The 22,121-nt window shown below is 62.8% G+C and carries 18 protein-coding genes, 2 pseudogenes and 1 riboswitch; of the genes and pseudogenes, 10 read left to right on the top strand and 10 right to left on the bottom strand.

Annotated features, from left to right (window positions below):
• Nucleotides 1–17: 17 nt before the first annotated feature.
• Nucleotides 18–1,019 (bottom strand): LysR substrate-binding domain-containing protein, encoded by a 1,002-nt coding sequence (locus RAN89_RS15590; RefSeq protein WP_313867160.1) that lies wholly within the window; start codon nt 1,017–1,019, stop codon nt 18–20.
• 128 nt (nt 1,020–1,147) lie between these two features.
• On the opposite strand from RAN89_RS15590, the gene RAN89_RS15585 reads away from it, so the two are divergent.
• Complete coding sequence (locus RAN89_RS15585; RefSeq protein ID WP_313867159.1) at nt 1,148–1,714, top strand: DUF2917 domain-containing protein; 567 nt, start codon at nt 1,148–1,150, stop codon at nt 1,712–1,714.
• A gap of 22 nt (nt 1,715–1,736) precedes the next feature.
• On the opposite strand, the gene gntR is transcribed toward RAN89_RS15585, so the two are convergent.
• Nucleotides 1,737–2,759, bottom strand: a complete 1,023-nt coding sequence (gntR, locus tag RAN89_RS15580) for an HTH-type transcriptional regulator GntR (protein ID WP_087494508.1) — start codon at nt 2,757–2,759, stop codon at nt 1,737–1,739.
• 181 nt (nt 2,760–2,940) lie between these two features.
• On the opposite strand from gntR, the gene RAN89_RS15575 reads away from it, so the two are divergent.
• Genes RAN89_RS15575 through RAN89_RS15560 form a run of 4 tightly spaced genes read left to right on the top strand, consistent with a single transcriptional unit; the run spans nt 2,941 to nt 6,339 of the window.
• Nucleotides 2,941–3,447, top strand: a complete 507-nt coding sequence (locus RAN89_RS15575) for a gluconokinase (protein WP_313867158.1) — start codon at nt 2,941–2,943, stop codon at nt 3,445–3,447.
• Nucleotides 3,444–3,962 (top strand): TRAP transporter small permease, encoded by a 519-nt coding sequence (locus tag RAN89_RS15570; RefSeq protein WP_313867157.1) that lies wholly within the window; start codon nt 3,444–3,446, stop codon nt 3,960–3,962. The genes RAN89_RS15575 and RAN89_RS15570 overlap by 4 nt, the downstream gene beginning before the upstream one ends.
• A 4-nt stretch (nt 3,963–3,966) precedes the next feature.
• Nucleotides 3,967–5,259: a TRAP transporter large permease gene (locus RAN89_RS15565; RefSeq protein ID WP_313867156.1), complete on the top strand. Its 1,293-nt coding sequence runs from the start codon at nt 3,967–3,969 to the stop codon at nt 5,257–5,259.
• A 48-nt stretch (nt 5,260–5,307) separates the two neighbouring features.
• Nucleotides 5,308–6,339 (top strand): TRAP transporter substrate-binding protein, encoded by a 1,032-nt coding sequence (locus RAN89_RS15560; RefSeq protein ID WP_313867155.1) that lies wholly within the window; start codon nt 5,308–5,310, stop codon nt 6,337–6,339.
• A 28-nt stretch (nt 6,340–6,367) separates the two neighbouring features.
• Here RAN89_RS15560 and RAN89_RS15555 read toward each other — a convergent pair whose 3' ends face one another.
• The gene (locus RAN89_RS15555; RefSeq protein ID WP_313867154.1) at nt 6,368–9,031 is read right to left on the bottom strand and encodes an ABC transporter permease; all 2,664 of its coding nucleotides are present in this window, start codon (nt 9,029–9,031) and stop codon (nt 6,368–6,370) included.
• Nucleotides 9,032–9,083: 52 nt separating this feature from the next.
• A riboswitch (TPP riboswitch) is annotated at nt 9,084–9,177 on the top strand.
• A gap of 60 nt (nt 9,178–9,237) precedes the next feature.
• On the opposite strand from RAN89_RS15555, the gene RAN89_RS15550 reads away from it, so the two are divergent.
• The 5 genes and pseudogenes from RAN89_RS15550 to RAN89_RS18645 all read left to right on the top strand — a co-directional run.
• A complete protein-coding gene (locus RAN89_RS15550; protein ID WP_313867153.1) occupies nt 9,238–10,275 on the top strand; it encodes a thiamine ABC transporter substrate-binding protein in 1,038 nt (345 codons plus the stop codon).
• 40 nt (nt 10,276–10,315) lie between these two features.
• Nucleotides 10,316–11,887, top strand: a complete 1,572-nt coding sequence (locus RAN89_RS15545) for an ABC transporter permease (RefSeq protein WP_313867152.1) — start codon at nt 10,316–10,318, stop codon at nt 11,885–11,887.
• On the top strand, nt 11,880–12,539 hold the full coding sequence (locus RAN89_RS15540) for an ABC transporter ATP-binding protein (protein WP_313867151.1): 660 nt from the start codon (nt 11,880–11,882) through the stop codon (nt 12,537–12,539). The genes RAN89_RS15545 and RAN89_RS15540 overlap by 8 nt, the downstream gene beginning before the upstream one ends.
• Nucleotides 12,540–12,625: 86 nt before the next feature.
• Nucleotides 12,626–12,799 (top strand): hypothetical protein, encoded by a 174-nt coding sequence (locus RAN89_RS15535; RefSeq protein ID WP_313867150.1) that lies wholly within the window; start codon nt 12,626–12,628, stop codon nt 12,797–12,799.
• 485 nt (nt 12,800–13,284) lie between these two features.
• Nucleotides 13,285–13,386: pseudogene (locus tag RAN89_RS18645) on the top strand (PEPxxWA-CTERM sorting domain-containing protein); the annotation flags it as partial.
• Nucleotides 13,387–13,432: 46 nt separating this feature from the next.
• Here RAN89_RS18645 and RAN89_RS15525 read toward each other — a convergent pair.
• From RAN89_RS15525 to RAN89_RS15495, 7 genes and pseudogenes are all read right to left on the bottom strand, one after another.
• On the bottom strand, nt 13,433–14,269 hold the full coding sequence (locus RAN89_RS15525; RefSeq protein ID WP_313867148.1) for a substrate-binding periplasmic protein: 837 nt from the start codon (nt 14,267–14,269) through the stop codon (nt 13,433–13,435).
• A 68-nt stretch (nt 14,270–14,337) separates the two neighbouring features.
• Nucleotides 14,338–14,994 carry an ABC transporter ATP-binding protein gene (locus tag RAN89_RS15520; protein WP_313867147.1) on the bottom strand — a complete coding sequence of 219 codons (657 nt, stop codon included), beginning with the start codon at nt 14,992–14,994 and terminating at the stop codon, nt 14,338–14,340.
• Nucleotides 14,991–15,964: pseudogene (gene miaA, locus RAN89_RS15515) on the bottom strand (tRNA (adenosine(37)-N6)-dimethylallyltransferase MiaA). The gene RAN89_RS15520 and the pseudogene miaA overlap by 4 nt, the downstream one beginning before the upstream one ends.
• Nucleotides 15,961–17,298 carry an MATE family efflux transporter gene (locus RAN89_RS15510; RefSeq protein ID WP_313867146.1) on the bottom strand — a complete coding sequence of 446 codons (1,338 nt, stop codon included), beginning with the start codon at nt 17,296–17,298 and terminating at the stop codon, nt 15,961–15,963. Before RAN89_RS15510 ends, miaA begins: the two are co-directional and overlap by 4 nt.
• A 221-nt stretch (nt 17,299–17,519) precedes the next feature.
• Complete coding sequence (locus tag RAN89_RS15505; protein WP_313867145.1) at nt 17,520–18,695, bottom strand: glycerophosphodiester phosphodiesterase; 1,176 nt, start codon at nt 18,693–18,695, stop codon at nt 17,520–17,522.
• Nucleotides 18,696–18,766: 71 nt separating this feature from the next.
• Nucleotides 18,767–19,660: a DMT family transporter gene (locus tag RAN89_RS15500; RefSeq protein ID WP_313867144.1), complete on the bottom strand. Its 894-nt coding sequence runs from the start codon at nt 19,658–19,660 to the stop codon at nt 18,767–18,769.
• Nucleotides 19,661–19,817: 157 nt separating this feature from the next.
• Entirely contained in the window at nt 19,818–22,070 is a 2,253-nt protein-coding gene (locus RAN89_RS15495) for a pectinesterase family protein (protein ID WP_313867143.1), read from the bottom strand.
• Nucleotides 22,071–22,121 lie beyond the last annotated feature (51 nt).

The raw sequence follows: 22,121 nt of genomic DNA, 5'->3' as shown, positions 1-22,121 counted from the left end.
ATTCCTTTTGCTCGCCCTCAGTCAGGGTGCGCCTGGGTTTCGGGGTCCGGTACCTCGCCGATGGCTTTGCGCGTAATAGCGGCTTGGGCCAGCAGCCAGTCGCAAAAAGCCTGAATCTCCGGACGGCTGCTGTTGCGAGCGCCCACCAGAAGCCAATAGACCATGGGCGTGTCAATGCGGCCGCCGGGCAGTACCTCCACCAAGTCGCCACTCGCCAGGCTGTCCGCCACCAGCGGCATGCGTGCCAGCGCGATGCCTTGTCCGGTCAGTGCGGCCTGAGCGATCTGGTGGGCGTAGTTGAAATACATCCAGCGCTTGGGCTCCAGCCGGGGTTGTTGGTTGAGCTCCAGCCAACGCCTCCAAGTGAGCCACTCCAGGTTTTGCACGCGGTGGGTGTCGCTGGCCTCCAGCAGGGCAAAGCGGGCCAGGTCCGCCGCCTTGCGCAAGGGAGCGCCGCTTTTTAGCAACCATGGGCTGGCTACCGGGGTGAGCTGCTCGCCGAACAGGCGCACTGCGTCGGAGTTCACCCCGCCAGGCTGGGTGTAGCGGATGGCGAGGTCCACATCGCTGGTGTCCAGATCCACGGGGTTGTCCGTGGCGTCGATGCGGATGTCGATGTCGGGATATTCCGCCTGAAAGGCCTCCAGACGCGGAATGAGCCACATGGAGGCGAATGAGGCCCACGTCGAAATGGCCACACTTTTGCGCCCCGCGGTGCGCCGGATTTGCCGCACGGCGGAGTCGATGCGCTCCAGGGAAGGCACTGCTGCACGCAACAATTGCCCCCCCGCTCCGGTGAGCTCCACAGCCCTCGTGTGGCGCAAAAACAGGGGTACCCCCACCTCATCCTCCAGTGCCTGGATCTGCCGGCTCACGGCACTCTGCGTGAGTGCCAATTCCTCGGCAGCCGCCCTGAAATTCAGGTGTCGGGCCACGGCTTCCAGTGCGCGCAGGTGGCCGACAGCGATCGGGCGGGTACGCAGGCGGATCTCGGTATTCGGGGCGATGGCATCAGACATGGCAGCAGGCTCGCAAAATGCAATTCATGCGTAAATGGAATGAATAGCATAGCCCGATTTCATTGGACGGGGAAGGCGGGGCGGGAGGATCATCCGTTTGCCCATCCACACTTTTCAAGGAGTTCTCCATGTCATCGCAAAGCCCGTTTTCCCCTTCCTCGCTGCAAGCATTCGTGTCTGCCTCCCTGTCCGGCGTGAACCTCGGCGCACCGGCAGCACCCGGTGTGGATGTCGAAATGGGCAAGGTAGCGCTCTGCGAGAACACCCCCTGGACTCTGCCGCAAGGCCGCGCGGTGACCTTGAAGCCCCGCACCGCCGGCGTGCTGCGCGTTATCAGTGGTCGCGCCTGGGCGACGCTGGACGTGTCGCGCAACACACCGCTTACAGAGACCGGTGACCACTTTGTGGCGCTGGGCCATGATCTGCAACTGCGTGCCGGGCAGCGCGTGGTGGTGGAAGCTTGGGCCTACAAAGGGCAGGATGGCATTCAGCTGCAATGGGTGCCAGCGCCGGAAAATTGCGCGGCCAGCCGTTGGCAAGTGGCCGTCGTGGACCCGGTGCGTGACATCGGTCATGGCATGGCTTTGGTCGCTCGTGCCATGTGGCGACTGGTGGCAGGTTTGGCCGGTTATGCCGAATACCTGACGGCAGGCCGCGGCCGGGTGTTGCGCGGTTTGGAGTCCAACGCTCCCTGAGCGCTTGCGACGCCGGTGCGCTTCAGGTGCTTTGCCGTACCTGGAGCGCGTAGCCCAGGTTCACCGCTTCGCTGGGCACGGTATCGCCCTGCATCAGTCGGATCAGCATTTGCGCAGCTGCATGGCCGATTTCGGCACGCGGGGTGCGCACGGTGGTGAGTGGCGGCACCATCTGGTCACTGCCGGTCAGGTCATTGAAGCCGGCAATGGCCACACGCTGCGGGACTGCAACGCCCGTACGCATGGCCGCCAGCAAAGCGCCTTGTGCCAGGTCGTCGTTACAGAAGAATATGGCGTCCACCGGTGGCGTCTGCCCCATGATCTGCTCAAACATGCGAGCCCCCAAGCCCAACGAAGAGGGGGCTGGGTTGAGCCATTCCAGTACTTCGTCATACAGACCGGCCTCTTGCAAGGCACTGCGCCAGCCCTGCAGGCGTTGCAGGGTCCGCGGGTCCAGCTGGGCCGCGGCAAAGGCAATGCGCCGGTAACCCTTGCTTATCAGGTGGCGGGCCATGTCGCGGCCGGCATCCATTTGCGAAAAGCCTACGCAATGGGCGCCTTGCGGGGCCTCGGTGGTCATCAGGTGGACGCAGGGCACCCCGCTTTGTGCGATCAACTGTCGGGTGGTGTCATGGCGCTCCAGTCCGGTCACGATCAGGCCGGCGGGGCGGTGCAGCAGCTGCTCGCGCAACAAACTTTCTTCTTCACTGGGGTCGTAGTGGGTAATACCGATCAGGGTTTGAAAACCGGCTTGCCTGAGCGTTTGCTGCAATGCCTCCAGCAAGTCCACAAACAAGGCGTTGGACAGCATGGGGATAAGCACAGCCACATGGCTGCTCTGGCCTGAGGCGAGGGCGCGCGCGGCAGGGTTGGGCACATAGCCCAGCGTGTCTGCTGCAGCGCGCACTTTGGCCACCAGGTCGGGCGCCACCGCACGCTCACCCCGCAATGCGCGCGACACGGTGATGGGGCTGACGCCGGCCAACTGCGCCACATCGGACAAGGTGACGCGGCCTGTGGCGCGCGGCCGGAGAGGGTTGTTCATGGCCTAGGGAAACTACTGAATGGGTTTTTGAAATCTTCTCATAGGATAGCGCTATCCGAAAGCGATGGATCAGGGTAGTAACCCGCATCGTTCTATGTAGCGGCACTTTGCGCATGTATTTGTGGAATGCCGCCATTTTTTGAAGACTATTGGATAGCGCTATCCAAAAAAAATGGAAGCTATGAAATCAATTGTGATCATGGGGGTGGCCGGGTGCGGCAAGTCCAGCGTCGGTGCCCGGGTGGCAGCGGCGACCGGCATGCCGTTGGTGGAGGGGGACGACCACCACAGCCCGGCCAACCGCAGCAAGATGCAGCAGGGCATTGCGTTGACGGATGCCGACCGCGAAGGCTGGCTCGCCACCTTGAGCGAGCAGATCCGCCTGCACCCGCAGGGTGCGGTGGTGACCTGCTCTGCGCTCAAGCGCACGTACCGTGACCGGCTGCGCGCGGCAGCCCCCGATTTGCTGTTTGCATTTCTCGAGATCAGCCGCACGGATGCCCAAGCCCGCGTGACCGCCCGGGCAGCCAGCCACTTCTTCTCTACCAGCCTGGTGGACAACCAATTTGCCACTTTGCAGTCCCCCACCGGTGAAGCCGGTGTGTTGACCCTGAACGCCATGCAACCCTTGGACGACTTGCAGGCTGCCGTGACTGCATGGCTCGCAACCTACGAGGAAACTTTATGAGTGCCCCCCATACGCCGGACACACCGGTCCGCAACAGCGGCTTTGTCCGTACCACCAATGTGCTGATGGCGATCTGCCTCGGTGTTATGGCTTTGGCGGTGTTCGTCAACGTCGTATTGCGTTATGGCTTTGGCAGTGGGGTGGCTGCGAGCGAAGAGTTGTCGCGCCTGCTGTTTGTCTGGATGGTGTTCATTGGTGCCACGGCGGCCTACCCGGCCGGTGAACACATGGCATTCACCAGTCTGTTGGCAGTATTGCAAAAACGACCCAAAGCACTGGCCTTTATGACCCTGTTGATTCGTCTGTTGGTGTTGCTGGCTTGCGGGTTGTTGGGCCGTGGTGCCTGGCAGCAGGTGGTGGTCGGGATGGACAGCACCTCGGTCGTGCTGGGCTATCCGAATGCATTGCTGCCGCTGCCCGCGCTTTTGTGCTCCTTGTCCATCGGCGCCATGGCGCTGTGGGAGTTGATTCAACGTGCCCCGCTGGACCTGGGCCACACCGCCGACGTGGAGTAAGGCCATGAGCAACGAAGGACTCTCATTTATTGTTTTCTCCGTAGGCATGCTGGCCCTCATGGGTATCGGCATGAACATGGGCTTGGCGCTGGTACTGACTGGTGCCGGCATGGCTTGGGTGCTGGATTTCTGGGACACCCAGCTGCTCGCGCAAAACCTGGTGGCAGGGGTGGATAGCTTCCCCCTGTTGGCGGTGCCTTTTTTCATTCTGGCTGGTGAGCTGATGAACAGCGGCGGCATCAGCCGGCGCATCATCACCATGGCCCAGGCGTGGGTGGGGCATATCCGCGGCGGTTTGGGCTTTGTGGCCATCGGTGCGGCGGTCATGATGGCCAGCATGAGTGGCTCGGCCTTGGCCGACACTGCAGCACTCGCCACCATCCTGATGCCCATGATGCGCCAGCAGGGTTACCCCATGCACACCTCTGCGGGGCTGTTGGCGTCGGGCGGCATCATCGCGCCCATCATTCCGCCCAGCATGCCGTTTGTGATTTATGGCGTGACTACCAACACGTCCATCTCGGCCCTGTTCCTCTCCGGCATCGTGCCCGGTTTGATCATGGGCGCGGGATTGATCGTGGCCTGGAAGCTGGTGCTGCGCAACATTGAGTTGCCCGAAGGCCAGCCGCTGCCCATGCGTGAACGGCTGCAGGCCACGCTGAAAGCCTTCTGGGCCATGTTGATGCCCGTCATCATCATCGGCGGCATGAAGTCGGGTGTGTTTACGCCCACCGAAGCTGCCGTCGTGGCGGCGTTTTATGCCCTGGTGGTGGCCTTGTTTGTTCACCGCGAAATGAAGGTCGCCGAGGTCTACGGGGTGCTGGTCCGGGCTGCCAAGACCACTGCCATCGTGATGTTCCTGTGCGCAGGGGCTCAGGTGGCCAGCTACATGATCACCCTGGCGGATTTGCCCAGTGTGCTTTCCGGCTGGTTGGGCCCCTTGGTGGAGAGCCCGCGCCTGTTGATGCTGGTGATGATGTTGGTGTTGATCCTCGTGGGTACCGCACTGGACTTGACGCCCACCATCCTGATTTTTGCGCCGGTGATGTTGCCCATCGCCGTCAAGGCCGGTATTGACCCCGTGTACTTCGGGCTGATGTTCGTGCTCAACGGCGCCATCGGACTGATTACACCGCCCGTGGGCACGGTGCTCAACGTGGTGGCCGGGGTAGGGCGTTTGCCGCTGCACCGCGTGGTGCAGGGTGTGAATCCGTTCCTGATCACCTACACGCTGATTTTGTTTCTCTTCGTGCTTTTCCCGCAGATCGTGACCGCGCCGGTGGCGTGGATGCGCTAAGCGTTCTTCCCTTTCGCAACACAACAACACTTACTCTGGAGACATACCATGAAAGCTTCCCCCTCAATGTTCCGTCGCGCCGTTCTGGCCGTGGCTGGTGCTGCGGTATTCAGTGCCGCGCTGCCTGCACTGGCCCAAGACATCAAGCCCCGCCTGATTCGCTTTGGCTACGGCCTCAATGAGCAGAGCAACCAGGGCCGCGCTGCCAAGGTGTTTGCCGAGGCCGTGGAGAAAGCGTCCGGCGGCAAAATGAAGGTTCGCACCATCGGTGCCGCCGCCCTCGGACCCGACGTCCAGATGCAAAACTCCCTGATCGGTGGCGCGCAGGAAATGATGGTCGGTTCCACCGCCACGCTGGTCGGCATCACCAAAGAAATGGCACTGTGGGACACCCCTTTCCTGATCAGCAACGCCAAGGAAGCGGACGCACTGCTGGATGGCCCGGTCGGCGACAAGATCCGCAATAAGCTCCAGGACAAAGGCCTGGTCGGTCTGGCCTATTGGGAAAATGGTTTCCGTAACCTGACCAACAGCAAACGCGCCATCAACAAGGTGGAAGACCTGGAAGGCATCAAATTGCGTGTGATGCAGAACAACGTCTTCCTCAACAGCTTCAAGACGCTGGGTGCCAACGCCGTGCCCATGGCTTTCTCAGAGCTCTTCAGCGCGCTGGAAACCAACACGGTAGACGGCCAGGAAAACCCCTTCAACACCATCTTGTCGAGCAAGTTCTACGAGGTGCAGAAGTACGTGACCGTGACCAACCACGTCTACAGCCCCTGGATCGTGCTGGTGAGCAAAAAGTGGTGGGATCAGCTGTCCAAGGATGAGCAAAAAATCCTGAGCGATGCTGCCAAACTGAGCCGCGACTTCGAGCGCAAAGACACCCGCGAGGAAGCCGCCAAGGCCGTGGCTGACTTGAAGGCCAAGGGCATGCAGATCAACGAGTTGTCGCCCGCCGAGTCTGCCCGTATGCGCGACAAGCTCACCCGTGTGTACGCCTCCATTGGCGCAGATATCGGCATGGATTTGTGGAATGAAGCGCAGGCCGAGCTGGTGAAAATCCGCGCCAAGAAGTAAGTGTTGTCAGTGGGCGGTGAAGGCCGGCTTACCAGTCTTCCTTCACCGCCATCACTGCGTCCCGCCCGGCAGCAGCGCGACCGGACAACCAGGCGGTCAGCGTCCCCGCCGCAATCACGGCAGCCCCCAGTGCTGCCAGCCGGCCCCAAGGCAGGGCCAGCTCCATGGTCCAGTGGAAGCTCTGCGGGTTGACCACATGCACCAACACCACGGCGACTGCCAGGCCAAGCGCAATGCCGGCCAATGCGCCCAGTGATGTCCACGCAGCGCCCTCCATGGCCACCACCCGCAGAATCTGCCGGCGTGTGAGCCCCAGATGCACCAGCAGCCCGAACTCCTTGCGGCGCGCCAGCACTTGCGCGCTGAAACTGGCCGCCACCCCGAAGAGCCCGATGGCAATGGCCACAGCCTGCAGCCAGTAGGTCACCGCAAAACTCCGGTCAAAAATCTTCAAGCTGGTGGCGCGTATCTCGCGGGCGGAGCCGAATTCCAGCAGCCTGCCGGCCTCGCCACCGGGCGTGCCGGCCAGGCGGTCGGCCAGGCTGCGCATGGCGCTCTGCAGGGCCTCGGGGGACGCGCCTTCCTCCAGCCAGAAGGCCATGTCATTGACCCGCGTGTCCCGGGTCCAATGCAAGTAATCCGCGCGGTCCAGGGTGATAGCGCCGCTCTGGCGTGCATAGTCCCGCCAGATTCCTGCTACAAAAAAAGGAGCTGCTTGCGCATATTCCGCGGGCGCCAAGGCCTGATTTGGCTTGAAGGCCAGAGAAAGGGCCGGGAAAGGTTCCCCGACCCTGGCGCCGTACAAATCCACCATCGCCTCACTCACATAAATGGCAATGCTCCCCTGTGGGACCTTGGCTACGCCTCCCACCAGGGGCAGATTCAGCTGGCTACTCTGCGGGTCCCGCAAGGGGCGGGCAATCAGCGCAACGGGAGGTTTGGCAGAGTCCAGGGAAAGATTCTGGATACGTTGGGTGGTAGCGCGTGCCACGCCGGGCAGGGCGCTGGCTTGGTCCACAAAGGCGGGGTCCAGATACGCGGTGTCCAGCGCGCTGCTGCTGATGGCGGTGCGCAGGTACAGGTCGGCGGGCAGCACCTGGTCCAGCCAGTCCATCACCGAGCCGCGAAAGCTGGCCACCATCACGGTAAGTGCCACCGCCAGGCTCAGGGCCGCGACAACGCCACTCACGGCAACCGCCGCACTCTCGCGCACGCGCCGGGCGCGCTCTACTGCCAGCAGAGGCAGCAGCTGGCGTGCCAGAAGCGGTGCCACGCGGTTGAGCACCACGCCCACGAGCGCAGGCAGGCTCACAATACCGCCCAGCAGCAGGGCCGCCACACTCAGGTAGGCGGCCAGCGGCATGTCCCACACCGGGGGCAAGAGGGCCAGCAGACCGCCGGCCGCCAGCAACGCTACGCCCCAACGCACACCGCTGCCACCGCCTTGGCTGTGCCCCAATCCCTTCAGGGTTTGGGCGGGTGGCAAGGCTTGCGCCAGTCGGGCAGGGCCCCATGCGCCGAGCAAAGCTGCGGCAGTGCCCAGTGCCCCGAACACCAGCGCAGCCCAAGGGCTCCATTGCAAGGCCGGTGTGGCGCCGCTGAAGTAACCGCCACCCAAGTCGCCACCCAACAAGCGCAGGGCCAGGGCCGCCAATGCAGTGCCCAGCAGCAAGCCCAGCGCACTGCCGAAGGCACCCAAAGCAGCGGCTTCCCACAACACCAGTTGCAGGCGCTGCCGACCGGTCAGGCCCAGCACCGCCAGCAAGGCAAACTGCTGCGAGCGCCGCGTCACGCTCAAGGCGAGCACCGAAAACACCAGAAAGCCGCCGGTAAACAAGGCCACCAGCGCCAGCACCGTGAGGTTCACCCGATAGGCGCGTGAGAGATTGCTGACCCGGGTGACGGCATCGCCGGGCTCGCGCAGTGTGGCACCTGCCGGCCAATCGGCCTCGCTTTGCAGTCGTTGCACCAAAGCCTTGCGGTCAACCCCGGCGCGCAGACGCAGGTCGACCCGCGTGATGCGTTCGCCCAAGCCGAACAGGTCTTGGACCGCGGCAATGTCCATCACGGCCAGCGCGGCGCCGCCCGCCGCCACGCTGCCCGCCACCCGCACCGCTTGCATGCGCAAGCCAATCTGCAATAGCAGCGTGTCGTCACCGAGAGACTGGCGTGCCAGCGGATTCAAAAAAACGGCATCGGGCGCGAAGAAGGACAGTCTGTCTGCGCCTTCGGCCTTGTCCGGCCGCGGCAGCAAGTCCGGGGCCATGGCGGCCACTTGCAGAGGGTCGATGCCGATCACCCGCAGCAGCGTGCGCTTGGGCTCGGCGCTGGTGTTCGTACTGGGGATGGGTGAGGCGGGCAGGGCGTACGTGCTGATTTCCAGCACTGGCGAGGCCAGCACAATGTCCGGATCGCGCTGCAAGCGGCCCCATAGTTCCAGAGGCACGCCCTCGGTGCTGTTGGCGCTGCGCAGCTCCAGGTCGGGCTGGCCGCCCACCGAACGCACCGCCTGCGAAAACTCGTCCAAGGCAGAGGCGTTGATCAGGTGCACCGAAAACGCCAGCGCCACCCCCAGCATCACCGACACCACCGCTGCCGCATTGCGCCAAGGGTGCTGGCGCAGCTCTTGCCAGGAGAAGCTGCAAAGTAGGGGCCACAAGGGCCCGGCGGGGCGCCGGTAGTTCTGGAACATGGGGCGATTGTGCGTCTGCTGGCGATGGATGTACGCCGGCGCCTACAATCACGGCTTCCACCGGGGGTGTCCGTCACAGGACTGAGAAATACCCCATGTACCTGATCTGGGTTATGCCAGCGTAGGAAGCGTGAGAGGCCAGAGTCCCGTTTGCGGGTGCCGGTTTTTGATGCAGCCGTCGCCGGCGCATTGAAAGAGAGCACACCATGCAACACGGGATTTTTTCGTTTCTGAAGACCACTTTGGGCGTTGCGCTACTGACAGCGGGGCTGTCTGCGACGCAAGCGCAAGCGCAAGAGCTGCGTGTACTGACCCACAGCTCCTTCACCGTCCCCAAGCCATTGCTGGCCCAGTTTGAAAAAGAGAACGGTGTAAAGCTGCGAATCACCAAAGCGGGTGATGCCGGCGAAATGCTCAACAAGCTCATCCTCACCAAGGCCAACCCGATTGCCGACGTGGTGTATGGCATTGACAACGCTTTGGCCCCCAAGGCACTGGCGGCTGACGTGTTGGAAGCCGGTGCTCCCGCTGCGGCCGGCCGCAAACCCGTGGCTGAACTGCCCGCGCCCCTGGTGCCGGTGGACTACGGCTATGTCACCCTGAACTACGACAAAGCATGGTTCGCCAAAAACGGTGTGGCCTTGCCCAAGACGCTGGACGACTTGACCCAGCCCGCCTATGCCAAATTGCTGGTCGTGCAAAACCCGGCCACCAGCAGCCCCGGCTATGCGTTTTTGCTTTCTACCATCGCCACCTTGGGCGAAGACAAGGCCTTTGATTTCTGGGCCAAGCTGCGCGCCAATGGCCTGAAAGTGGCCAAAGGCTGGACTGAGGCCTACTACACCGAGTTCAGCCAGAACGGCGGCAAGCACCCCCTCGTGGTCAGCTATGCCACCAGCCCGGCGGCCGAGCTGTTTTACAGCAAGACCAAATTGGCCGAACCACCCACAGGCTCCTTGAGCTTGCCCGGTGCGGTGTTCCGCCAAGTCGAAGGCGTGGCGCTGGTCAAGGGCGGCAAAAACCGCGCCGCCGCCGAGAAGTTTGTGGACTTCATGCGTTCTGCCCCCGTTCAAACCGGCATGCAAACCGAAATGTGGATGTTCCCTGCCGAAGCGGGTGTGGCCAAGGCTGAGGCCTTCAAGTTCGCGCCTGAGCCCACGGCGTTTAGTGCCCCTTCGGATGCGGACATTGCGGCCAAGGGCGCAGAGTGGGTGGCACGTTGGACCAAGGTGGTCTTGAAGTAAGTGCTGTCGCGGCGCGCGGTGCGTGGAGCGTAAAGGCGGGATGCAAGCTGTAGCGAGGCGGACCGGCGTCTTTGCGCGCTGGTGGCTGGCGGCAGTGCCCTTGGCGTTTCTCGCGGTGGTCTTGGTAGCGCCGGCGCTGCGCTTGCTCGCAGAGGGTTGGGGTGCGGAGAGCTTGTGGGCACCTTGGCAGGACGACTATTTGCGCGGGCGTCTGCTCTGGTCGCTGGCGCAAGCGGCCATGACCTGTGTGGCTACTTTGCTGCTCGGCTTGCCCATGGCTTGGGTGCTGGCACGCTGGGAGTTTCCCGGCCGGGCACTCCTGTTGCGAGGGCTGATGCTGCCCTTTGTGGTACCGACTTTGGTGGCAGCCATGGGCGTGTTGGCGTTTGCAGGACCGAACGGTTGGCTCTCGCGCTGGGGTGGGCCGGACCTGCAAGGCACACCCTGGCTGCTGCTGTACGGCAACCTGTTCTTCAACCTGTGTGTGGTGGTGCGTGCCGGCGTCGATGCGCTTTCCAGTGTGAGTGCCGCGCGAGTGGCCGCGGCCCGCAGTCTGGGGGCCACACCCTGGCGGGCTTTCTGGCGGGTGGAGTGGCCGGCCGTTGCGCCGTGGTTGGCCTCCGCCCTGTGCCTGGTGTTTCTGTATTGCTTCTCGGGGTTTGGTCTGGCCTTGGTGCTGGGCGGGCAGAACTACGCCACCGCCGAGGTCGAGATCTACACCTTGGTCGCCCACGAGCTGCAGCTCGGGCAGGCCGGTGTGCTGTCTTTGTGGATGCTGGCACTCACCGCCATCGTGGCCTGGGGCTATGCCTTCATGGAGCGCCGTTTGGCTACACCCGCGCGTGCCGACGCCATACTCCGCCGCTGCCCGCAAGGCTGGGTCGCTTGGGGGGCAGTGGTCGCTGTTGTGTTGATTTGGATGCTTATTTGTGCTGCGCCGCTCGTCAGCATTGCGCGAGGCGCTATGAATTCAGGAGCTATGGCTTGGGCCGTGTTGACCGATGAAGACACGCTCTCGGCCTTGTCCAACACCGCGCAATTCTCAGCACTGGCGCTGGCGCTGGCTACCGGCTTGGGGCTGGCACACGCCTTGGCCGCGCAGCGCGTGCTGTGGCTGCGTACGCTGGTGTTTCTGCCATTTATTGTGTCGCCGGTGATGGTGGCATTTGGTTTGCTGCTGCTGTACCCGCAGTGGAGCAGCAGTTTCGGGGTGTTGGTGGCGGCGTATGCGTTGTTGGCTTATCCCTTCGTCGCCAAGTCGCTGGCCGCGAGGCTGGACAGCCTGCCCGCGCACTACTTGGAGGCCGCGCGCAGCTTGGGCGCAAGTCCGTGGCGCTGCTTCTGGCGGGTGACCTTGCCATTGCTGGCACCGGCCTTGCGCCGGGGAATGGCATTTGCCGCTGCCACCGCAGTGGGGGAATTTGCGGTGAGCTTGTTTCTGTCGCGCCCTGAGTGGGCCACGCTCACCACCCTGATCTACCAGCACCTGGGCAAACCGGGGGCGGACAATCTGGCAGCTGCGCAAGTGTTGGCCTGTGTGCTGATGGGGCTGGCTTTGCTGGCCTTTGTGTTGATTGAATGGCCGACTGGCGAGGACGAAGCGCGTGCTTGAGCTGCTGAACATTTCCAAACAATGGGTGCCACCGACTGGTGCGCCCAAGGCCTTGCTGCGTGGCGCAACAGTATCGGTAAGTGCTGGCGAAACCGTGGCCTTGTTGGGCCCCAGCGGCAGCGGCAAAAGCACCCTGTTGCGCATTGCCGCCGGGCTGGAGCAGGCGGATGCCGGCATGGTGCGCATGGATGGCGCAGACATCTCTGCCACACCGCCCGAGCGGCGCGGCTTTGCGCTTATGTTCCAGGATTTCGCCCTGTTCCCGCACCTCAACGTGCAGGACAACGTAGCGTTCGGGCTGGTCGAGCAGCGCATACCCAAAGCGGCTGCGCGCGATCAAGCGCGGGCCATGCTGGCGCGCTTCGGCTTATCGGCCTACGCTTTGTCCAAAGTCTGGCAACTCTCTGGCGGCGAGCAGCAGCGCGTGGCGCTCGCCCGTGCGCTGATCACCCGCCCCCGAGCCCTGCTGCTGGACGAGCCTTTCTCAGCGCTGGATGCTGACTTGCGCTTGCAACTGCGGGAAGAGTTCAAAGCCCATATCGCCGAACACCGCATGGCTACTTTGTGGGTCACGCATGACGAATCGGAGGCGCGTGCCATGGCCGCTCGTGGGTATCGGCTGTTAGAAGGCACTTTATTGCGAATTTGGTGAAATAGTTCCGGGGAGTAGTCCGACCGGCCTATCGCAGTGTGGCCCGAGTCAATGTATCTTCCAGTTACAAATTTAAGGGTGTAAAAATGAAAATTTCCTCCGCAAAAACAGGCCTCGCCTTGCTCATCATGGGTTTAGCGAGCTTTGTCGCACACGCCACGCCGGTTGTCGTGCTGACCAAACCCAATACCTACGACACCATCTATGGCGTCAACTTCGGCACTTCCAGCACTTACACCACCAGTTTCTTGGGGGGGTAACTGCGAGCTTTTCTGCGCTGAAGGGCAATGCTGCTGCAAAGTTCAGCTTCAAGTCTGCGCAGGATGGCTTCCAAGGGGTGGGCGTTTCACCTCTGTCTGGTAGCGAGCGAACCCCCGGAGAAATCGACATTGGCGAGAGCATCAAGGGCTCCTTCTCGCATGCCGTTCAGATTAAGAATTTCTCGGTTGGTCTCCTGTTCAATGGCCCTGAGTACAAGGACGTGAAAGAGAAAGCGGTTGTTTCGGTGGTCTATGCCGACAACAGCAAAGCATCGTTCAGCCTGATTGCGACTGGTGACACCAATGCCACATGGAGCGTCTCCGGGTCCACCGTCAACATGTTGAGTCAAGCGACCCTCGGCAAGGGCGGAGCTTGGTCGGTGGTCAATCCGTTCGGCAACAAGTTGGTCAAATCCATCGCGTTTGGCGCTGATTACGGCACGCCATCTTGCAAGGGATGCACCAACCAATCGGATTACACGTTCATGAGCATCACAGCTGCTGTTCCCGAACCCGAAACCTACGCCATGTTGTTGGCTGGTCTGGCGGCCATTGGTGCGATGGTGCGGCGCAAGAAGAAGGTCTGATTTCCTCTTGCATGCGAAAAGCCTCTGTGAACCACAGAGGCTTTTTTTATGGTGTTTTATCCAAGGGTCTGATGCTGTCTTTGAGTACCTGCGGGGGGTAGTAGGCCGCAAAGCCTTTGTGTACGGTACCGGCCTGTGCGGTGCGTTGCATAGCAGACTGTAGGAACTTCATCAGGCCGGGTTCCAGTGAGGTCTTGGAGAGGTACACGCCACTCTCGCCCCAAGGCATGTTGTCCAGCGGTTCAAAACGCAGTTTGTCCAGAAGATCTGCCAGCCGTGCATCCTCTTGCATGGCACCGTAGATGATGGTGGGCACCATGATGGTCACATCGTTGGGGTTGGTCTTCATGAGCCGCGCTACCGCGTTGGGATCGGCCTCTAGAAGAACCCGGTTCTCTTTGGCCATGGCCTCGATCAGTTCGTGGTACGCACTGCCGTAGTCGTAGCCGCGCACCACCACCAAGCGGACCTCTTTGTTGTTGAGTACGTCTTGGGTCGTTCTGAACGCTGCGCGTTGCATGTCGCCCAAGGAAATCACCATGGCCCGGCTCCGCACCATAGGCACGAATACGCCGAACTCATCCCGCCTTACCGATCGGGTGCTCGCCACAATCATGTCGGCTTTGCCGGTCTCGTACAGCTTCTCAAGTCTCGCGCGAGGGACCGGTGTGACCACAAAGCGGCAGTTCTCCTTGACGGAGATGGCCTTGAGGATGTCGGGGTAAATGCCGCGCACGGTGTCGCCATCAATCACGACGCTTTGACCCGTGGCAGACACAGGCACTTGGATGGCGCGGTTGCAATGTGCCCATGCAAGGCCAGACATGCTGATGCCCACGCTTGCCATGGCGACGCGACGATTGATGCCTGCGGGGTTTTTCAAGATGTGGACTGCTTGGTTGCGCTTTGTTACAAATTTGAAAACCAGTCTAACTCAGCGCCCGGCGTTTGTCAGCCACGGGCGTCCGTCATGCCTTCGGAGCGCAAATGCAGTACCCGGTTGGCCTGTTCAGTTGCGGCCAGTGAGTGGGTGACCAGCACCAGTGCGCTGCCATGCTTGCGGGACTGGTGCACCAGGGCCTCCATCACTTTGGCGGCTGTGCCGGGGTCCAGGTTGCCGGTGGGTTCGTCCGCCAAAATAAGCGCCGGCTGATGCACCAAAGCTCGGGCGATAGCCACGCGCTGTAACTGCCCGCCGCTGAGTTGTTGGGGCAATCGTGCGCCCAGATCGCCCAAGCCCACGGCCTGCAGCATGGCGCTTACACGGTCCGGGGCGTGGCGTCCCAGAAGCAGCAACGGGAGAGCCACATTCTGGGCGACGTCGAGGTGCGGCAATACATGGAAGGCCTGGAATACAAAACCCACGCTCTCCCGGCGCAGCAGCGCGCGGCCGTCGTCGGAAAGGGTGCCTAGGTTCTGGCCCGCGAGCTCCACAGTACCGCTGTCCCAGTTGTCCAAGCCCGCCATGCAGTTGAGCAAGGTGGACTTGCCCACGCCGGATTCGCCCACGATAGCGACAAACTCACCAGGCTTCACGTCCAGATGGACGTTCTTGAACACCGGCATGGTGCCGTAGTGCTTGGCCAAACCGGATATGCGCAGAATCATGGGGTCTTCCGTTGACGTAGCATGACGCGTACAGCAGCCAGCAGTGCGCTTTGCGCGTCGGACCGGTCTGCCGCAATCACTTGGCGCTGTGGCATGGAGCGCAACCACGTAATCTGCCGTTTGGCGAGCTGGCGTGTCGCGAAGATACCTTTGTCGCGCAGCTCGGCCATGTGCGAGGTGCCGGCCAACGCTTCCCATGCCTGGCGGTAGCCCACACAACGCATGCTGGGCAGGTCTGGGTGCAGGTCGCCCCGGGCCATGAGGGTTTTGACTTCATCCAGAAAACCGCCTTGCAGCATCAGGTCAAAGCGCTGGGCGATGCGCGCATGCAGCCAGGCGCGATCTTCCGGTTCCAAGGAAAAAGGGCGCTGGCGCCCGTGTTATCTGCGCGAGCAGCTTCTTTTTTGATAGCGTCCTGCTGCACATGAAAGGTGGAGAGTGGCTTGCCCGAGACACGGTACACCTCCAGCGCACGCTGGATACGCTGGCTGTCGGCTGGTGCCAAGCGGGCTGCGGTTACGGGGTCTACCGCAGCCAGTTGGGCGTGCATGGCAGGCCAACCCAGCGCTGCAGCTTCGGCCTCCAGCGCGGCACGGACCTCGGGGCTGGCTGCGGGCATGTCATCCAGCCCGTCCAACAAGGCTTTGAAGTACAGCATGGTGCCGCCCACCAGCAGCGGCAGTTTGCCGCGGACGTGGATGTCTGTGATCAATGCCTTCGCGTCCTTGACAAACTCGGCGGCGCTGTAGGCCTCCAAGGGATCGCGGATGTTGATCAGGTGGTGGGGCACGGCGGCCAGCTCATGGGCTTCGGGTTTGGCAGTGCCGATGTCCATGCCCCGGTAGACCAGGGCGGAATCTACGCTGATGATTTCGGCGTCATGCTCCGCTGCGATGGCCAATGCGGCGGCGGTTTTGCCGGCAGCCGTGGGGCCGGCCAGGCACAGGTAGAAAGGCAAAACCTGGCTCATGCACGGGCCCCCGCTTGGATACGCGACCGCGTCACGCGCTGCAGCAAGAGCAGCAGTCCGACGGCTGCCACGGTGAGACCCACCACCAACGCGATCCAGAACCCTTGGGCGCCCATGGCCTGCGCAGGCCGCCATGGCAGCCACTGTGGCGCCAGACCCAGCACGCAACCCAGGGGCAGTGAGAAACCCCAGAACGCGGTGAGGTGAATCACCATGGGGCTGCGGGTGACCTTGTAGCCCCGGATGGCACTGCTGATGACGACCTGCGCAGAGTCCGACATCTGGAACACTGCCGCCAAGAACAGCAACTGGGCAGCCAGAGCCGCCACGTTCGCATCGTTCGTGTAAGCCCAAGCAATCTGGTGTGCGCCTGCTGCAATGCCGATGGCAGACATCAGCCCGAAGCCCAGCCCGGCCTTCACGCCCACCCAGGCCCGGAACTTTGCAGCGACTGGATCGCCGGCGCCCAGGCTTTGCCCGACGCGGGTGAGCAGGGCAATGCCCAGACTCAGGGGCGCCATGAACACCAGTGAGGTGAAGTTCAGGGCAATCTGGTGGGCGGCCACTTCCCGGCTGCCGAAGCCGGCAATCAGCAGGGCGATCAGGCCGAAAGCACTGGTCTCGGCAAAGTAGGTCACCCCGATGGGGAAGCCCAGTCTCCACAAAGCGGCAAGTTTTTCGGGATGCGGGCCTTCCCATTGGGCGAAAGGCCAGGTGCTGCGGTAGGCGGGTGCCAAGCGCATCCACACCAGCAGCCCCAGGAAGTTGAACCACACGCAGATGAGCGTGGCCCAGGCACAGCCCAGGCCCCCCAGCCGTGGGAAGCCCCAGCTGCCGAACACCAGCAGCCAGTTCACCAGAATGTTGAGCAGCAGTGCCGCCACCGACAAGACCATGAGCGGCTTGGTCTGGTTCAGGCTGGCGCTGTAGCCGTACAGCACCCGGTAGCAGGCAAACGCCGGAAGTGCGAAGCTGATGATGAACACAAAACCGGAGGCCACCTCGTGCACGTGGGGCTCGATGTCCATGTAATCGAACACCAGTGCGGAGAGCTGGGTCAGCACCATGGCCACGGTGCCCACGCCCAGTGCTTTCCACATGCCTTGGCGTACCAGATGCGGCACCAGCGTGAACTCTCGAGCACCCACATGGTGGGCCACCATGGGGGCCACGGACATCATCAGGCCCATGAGCGTGATGATGACGATGTTCCAGATCGACACCCCCAGCGATATGCCCGCCAGATCGTGGGCCGACGCATGGCCTGCCATGGCCACGTCCACCACCGACATGCCCACATTCGCCAGCTGCCCGATCAGGATGGGCCAGGCCAAAGCCCAGAGAGCCGCGAGTTCACTGCGGGTGTTGGTGCGGGGGGGACTGATTCAGGCGGGAGGGGGCTTGCAAGCGGGGCGGTCATGTGCCGGCCATTTTACGGGGCACCTTCCGCTTTGTAGGTGCCGGCATGAGTGGCCTTTCGACGCGCTTGCCTCGAAGCTTTTTCTGCCAAAAAAAACAGCGCCGTAGCGCTGTTTTTGTGAGGTCTGGCGGATGCTTACTTGCCGTCGCGCGCGGACACTGCGGTATCCGGGAAGTCGCTGAACAAGCCATCCACGCCGAGGGCATAAAAACGCTTGTATTCGGCCTTGGGGTCACCCTTGTAGTCAGACAGCAAGCCGGGGGCTTCGCTGCGGAAGGTGTAGGCGTGCACGAACAAGCCGGCGGCGTGGGCGTTTTTCACCACGTCAGTCGGGGGCAGGGCCACGCGATCAGCGTCGGTGATCTTGCCGTCGCCATTGAGGTCGCGGGGTTTGCCGTCAGCACCCATCACATGGGCGGCGCTGGCCAGATAGGGCTTCCAGGGGCCGATGCCATCTGCGTAGGTTTTGACTTCCGCCAGACCTTTGGGCGTCAGCAGGTCGGGGAAGGTGCGGCTGTCTTTGGCTACAGCAAAGTCATACGGCTTGTCGAACGGTGCGACCAGGGTCACATTGCCTTTGGAGTCCACATCGTCCGCATCCACCAATTGGACCAGGCGCACCTGGGTGAGCTTGCGCAGGGCTTTGAGGTTGGAGACTTCAAACGACTGGATGATGACCGGAGAGTCTTTCTTGGTGTAACCGTATTCGGCCAGCAGGGCCAACAAGCGCGGCTCGATGGGCAGACCGGCATCCACGTGGTAAGTGGGGTGCTTGGTCTCTGGGTACACGCCGATGGTGCGGCCGGTGCGGGCCGACTCGGTTTTGGCAAGCTCCAGAATTTCGCGGAAGGTCGGGATCTGGAATTGGCCGTCGAACGACTTGTCGCGCGCAGCATTCGGCTGCTTGGCGCGCAGGGTGCGCAGTTCGGCCAGGGTGAAGTCGGTGACGAACCAGCCGGTCTCGTTCACGCCGTCGACCTTGCGAGTGGTTTTGCGGCTGGCAAATTCGGCGCGGGTGGAGACGTCGGTGGTGGCGGTGATGTTGGGTTCGTGGCGGGCTACCAGCTCACCGTCTTTGGTGACGACCAGATCAGGCTCGATGAAATCGGCACCCATTTCAATGGCCTTTTTGTAAGACGCCAGGGTGTGTTCGGGCAAGTAGCCGCTGGCACCACGGTGGCCGATGACCAGGGGCTTGGCGCCATTCAAGGTGGGGTAGCCGCTGGTGGCTGTACCCATGGTGGTGCAAGCAGCGAGCAAGGTCGCGATCGACACAGCGACGGCAGTTGCTGCAAAACGGATGGTTTTCATGAAGGTCCCTTGTTGTGAAATAAACCAACGCGGGATCATGGTGGGGCCGGATGACTGTTGCGTGACAAGGCCTAGGGCTTGGCGTCAATCAGGTCCAGCCAACGTTGCAGCGGGTTGAAGCCGGTGATCAGCGCGCTGGCCACCAGCACCAGGCTGCCGCCCAGCAGCAAGCCGTGCCCGAGTTCTTCACCCAAAAAGAGATGTCCCCACAGCACTCCGAACACCGGCACCATGAAGATGGGGCTCATCGCAGCGACCGGTGTGACGTGACGCAGGATCCGCAAATGGGCCCAGTAGGCCAGGCCCGAGGTGGCGATGCCCATCACCGCCACGGCGCCCAATGCCTGCCAGCTGAAGCGGGCATCCGGCAGGCTGTAGGCCGCGCCGGGGAGCAGCATTGCCAAAGACAAGACGTGAATGCCTGCTGCAATTTGCAGAGGCTGCATGTGGCCCACGGCGCGTTTGGTGATCGGGGTGGAAAAGCCATAACAGGCTGACGCCGCTATACAGGCCAGCACCGCCAGCACCACTTTGAGCGAGGGCTCCACAGGCCCCAGGCTCACGATCAGCGCCACCCCCGTAAAGCCGCAGGCGCAGCCCAGGAGCTTTTTGAAGGTGATGGTGTCCTCGCCCATGCGGGCGGACGCAAACATGCCAAAGATCACCGCCGTGGAGTTCAGCAGCGCGCTGTAGCCCGCAGGCAGTTGCAGCCCGGCCCACGCGAATAGCAAGAACGGCATGGCCACTGACAAGGCGCCGATGGCGGCCAGGGAACGCCAGTGTTGCCATGCCCAGCGCTGGCCCATCCAACGCATCAGCACAGCCAGTGTGGCAGTCGCCATGGCCACCCGCATCAGGGCGAGCAGGTTGGGGCCGAACACCGGGCTGGCAATGCGGATAAACAGGAAGGACGCGCCCCAGAGTGATGACAGCGCCAGCAGCTGCAGGAAATATTTGGTTTTCATGGGTGCTGACATTGTGCGTTGCTTGATGTGCCCCTGGCGCGCCGAACGCTTCCTGACCGTGATCGCGCCAGCTGCATCAGCCGCTTCGCTAGGGTAGATTGCTATATTTTTAGGAGCTGCTTGTGCACATCTGGTGTGTGCCAGAGCTTATTTTTGGCTACGGTTCGCTGCGCTCCGGCTGCCAACCGTCGCTGCCAGCCAGGTAGCGGTTAGCGCTGGAGATAGTGTGTAGCTGCGCTGCATCCAGTGTGTGCATATGAGGCTGACGGGTGCCCGGCGGCACAGCCCCTGCGCCCCGTGAGTTCACTTCGGCATAGCGGGTGGTGGGCAAGCGGTTTTCCTGGTTCCAGTCGATAAAGCCGGCGGAAATGACCCGGCCATCCAGCTCGCTGTCCAAAAAAGTGACCGTCGACAGGGCACGCCATGGGCGCCCCAGCACGATGTGCTGGACGGCCGCGTCAGCGTGGACGCGGCTGTTGCGGAACACATAGCCGCAGACTTCGCCCTCCGTTTGGCAGCTTTGGGCGGTGACGATGACTTGGGGGCGTTCTATGCCGTAGATGTCCAGGCCATCGAAGTAGGCCAGTGCGTTGCCAAAGATGAAATCCACCGCACCGATGACGACGGTGTCCCGGTAGAACTGGCGCGCCGGCGGGCAGGCCGCGCCGCTGTTGCAGGCCCGGCGTGCGGCATACAGCGTGTCTTGAAAGCTGATCAGGCGCAGGCCCACAAAACGCTGGCGGTCGCCACTGGCGTACAGCGCCACGGCTTGGGCGCCTTGGGTGACCTGCGGGTGCTCTTCGTGAAAGCGGTTGGCGATGCTGAGGTTGTGGATCTCAATGCCATCGGCCTCCGCAAACACCACGGCAGACTTGCTGGTGGTGCCCGTGTCTGCGGCACTGCGGCTTTCTTCAAGCACCACGTCCTGCGGTGTGGCACCTTCGCCCAGCAAGCGCAGGCCCGGCAGCTGCAGGCGTACGACTTCGCGGTAGGTGCCGGGGGCAATGCGCACCGTGGCGCCAGCACGCGCATCGGCCAGCGCTGCGGTCACGCTGGCATAGGGCCGGCCGGGGCCTACCAGCAGCACCTGGCCAGTGGGTGCAGGAAGCGCGCTGTCTTTGGCTTCGGGAAAAGGGAGCCAGCGCGCAGTGCAATCGGGCAGGGGGCTGGCGGGCGTGGCGGTGTCCAGACGGGTGTGCCTCACCTTCCAGGGGGCCGCGCCCTCGATGTGTACACCGTCCAGCAGCACCTGGTGCGCATGGGCCTCGTCAAAGCCCTGCAGCTCGGGCTGGCCACCCTGGCCGCGCACGCTTTGGAAGCGTATGTCGCGGTACTGCGGAATGGACGTGCCCACGGCGCCCTTGGCGTATTGCGTTGTCAGGCTGAGGGGCCAGCGGTTGTTGCGCAGGCACACATCTTCATAGCGCACCCGCTCGACCAGCCCGCCCCGGTCTGCATCGCTCTTGATGCGCAGGCCCCAGGTGGTGCCGTCCAGGGTGAGGCCGCGCACCAGCACATCGCTGACGCCGGCATTGGTTTCGCTGCCAATGGACATGCCGTGCCCGCTGTAGAAGTGGTTGTCCAGCACGGAGATGAAACGGCTGGGGCCGCGCAGTGCCTTGATGGCGATGTTGTCATCCCCCGTGCGGATAAAGCTGTGCGCGATGGTGATGTCTTCGGACGCGCCGGGGTCTATGCCGTCGGTGTTGCGGGCATCGGCCGGGGTGTCAATGACCACGCCCCACGCAGTGAAGCCCTGCACCCGGTCCAGCACCACATGAAAGTTGGGCGCGTTGCGCAGCCGGATTTTGTACAGCACGACATTGCGCGATTGGTTGATTTGGATGAGACGCGGATTGTTTTGCTTGCCGCCTTCGCGCTGGGCGCGGCGCGCCAGCTGCCACCAGGTCTCGGTGCTGCCCTCCATGCGCTGGTCGCCCTGGCCCAGGATTTCTCCCTCGCCCATGACGCTGCTGTACTCGGTGTTCTCCAGGGTGAGCAGGGCCTGGCAACCCTTGCCCAGCGCGTCGATTCGGCCGCATTGGCCACTGCCCGTGTCGAAGTCCGCCGGCCGGGTGCTGGCGGCCAAGGTGGTGCCCGCATCGATCCACAAGGTGACGCCGGAAGGTATGCGCAAGGGGCCGGACATGAACCGGTCGCCCAGCGGTCCACGTTGCAGCTTCAGGGCCTGGCCGGCAGGGCAAGCGTTGAGGGCGGCTTGCAGCCTTGCTGCCTCGTTGCCGGTGCTACGAGGCTCCAGCGTCGTGCACACGGTGGTGGGCAGAGTGGGTTCGGTGACGCTGCGTCTGTCCTGGGCGTGGCTGCTCAGAGTGCAGCACAAGAGTGCGCAGAGGGCGGCTTTTCGGAAGGGGCGGAGCCCCTCGGCGAGAAAGAAAAGGCAAGCGTACATGGGGTAGCCTGAAGACGTCAGACGTCTAGCATACCGTGGTTGTAAGGGTGC

The organism is Rhodoferax mekongensis (assembly GCF_032191775.1).
GTDB classification, from domain to species: domain Bacteria; phylum Pseudomonadota; class Gammaproteobacteria; order Burkholderiales; family Burkholderiaceae_C; genus Allorhodoferax; species Allorhodoferax mekongensis.
This window is presented reverse-complemented; position numbering and strand designations above follow the sequence as displayed.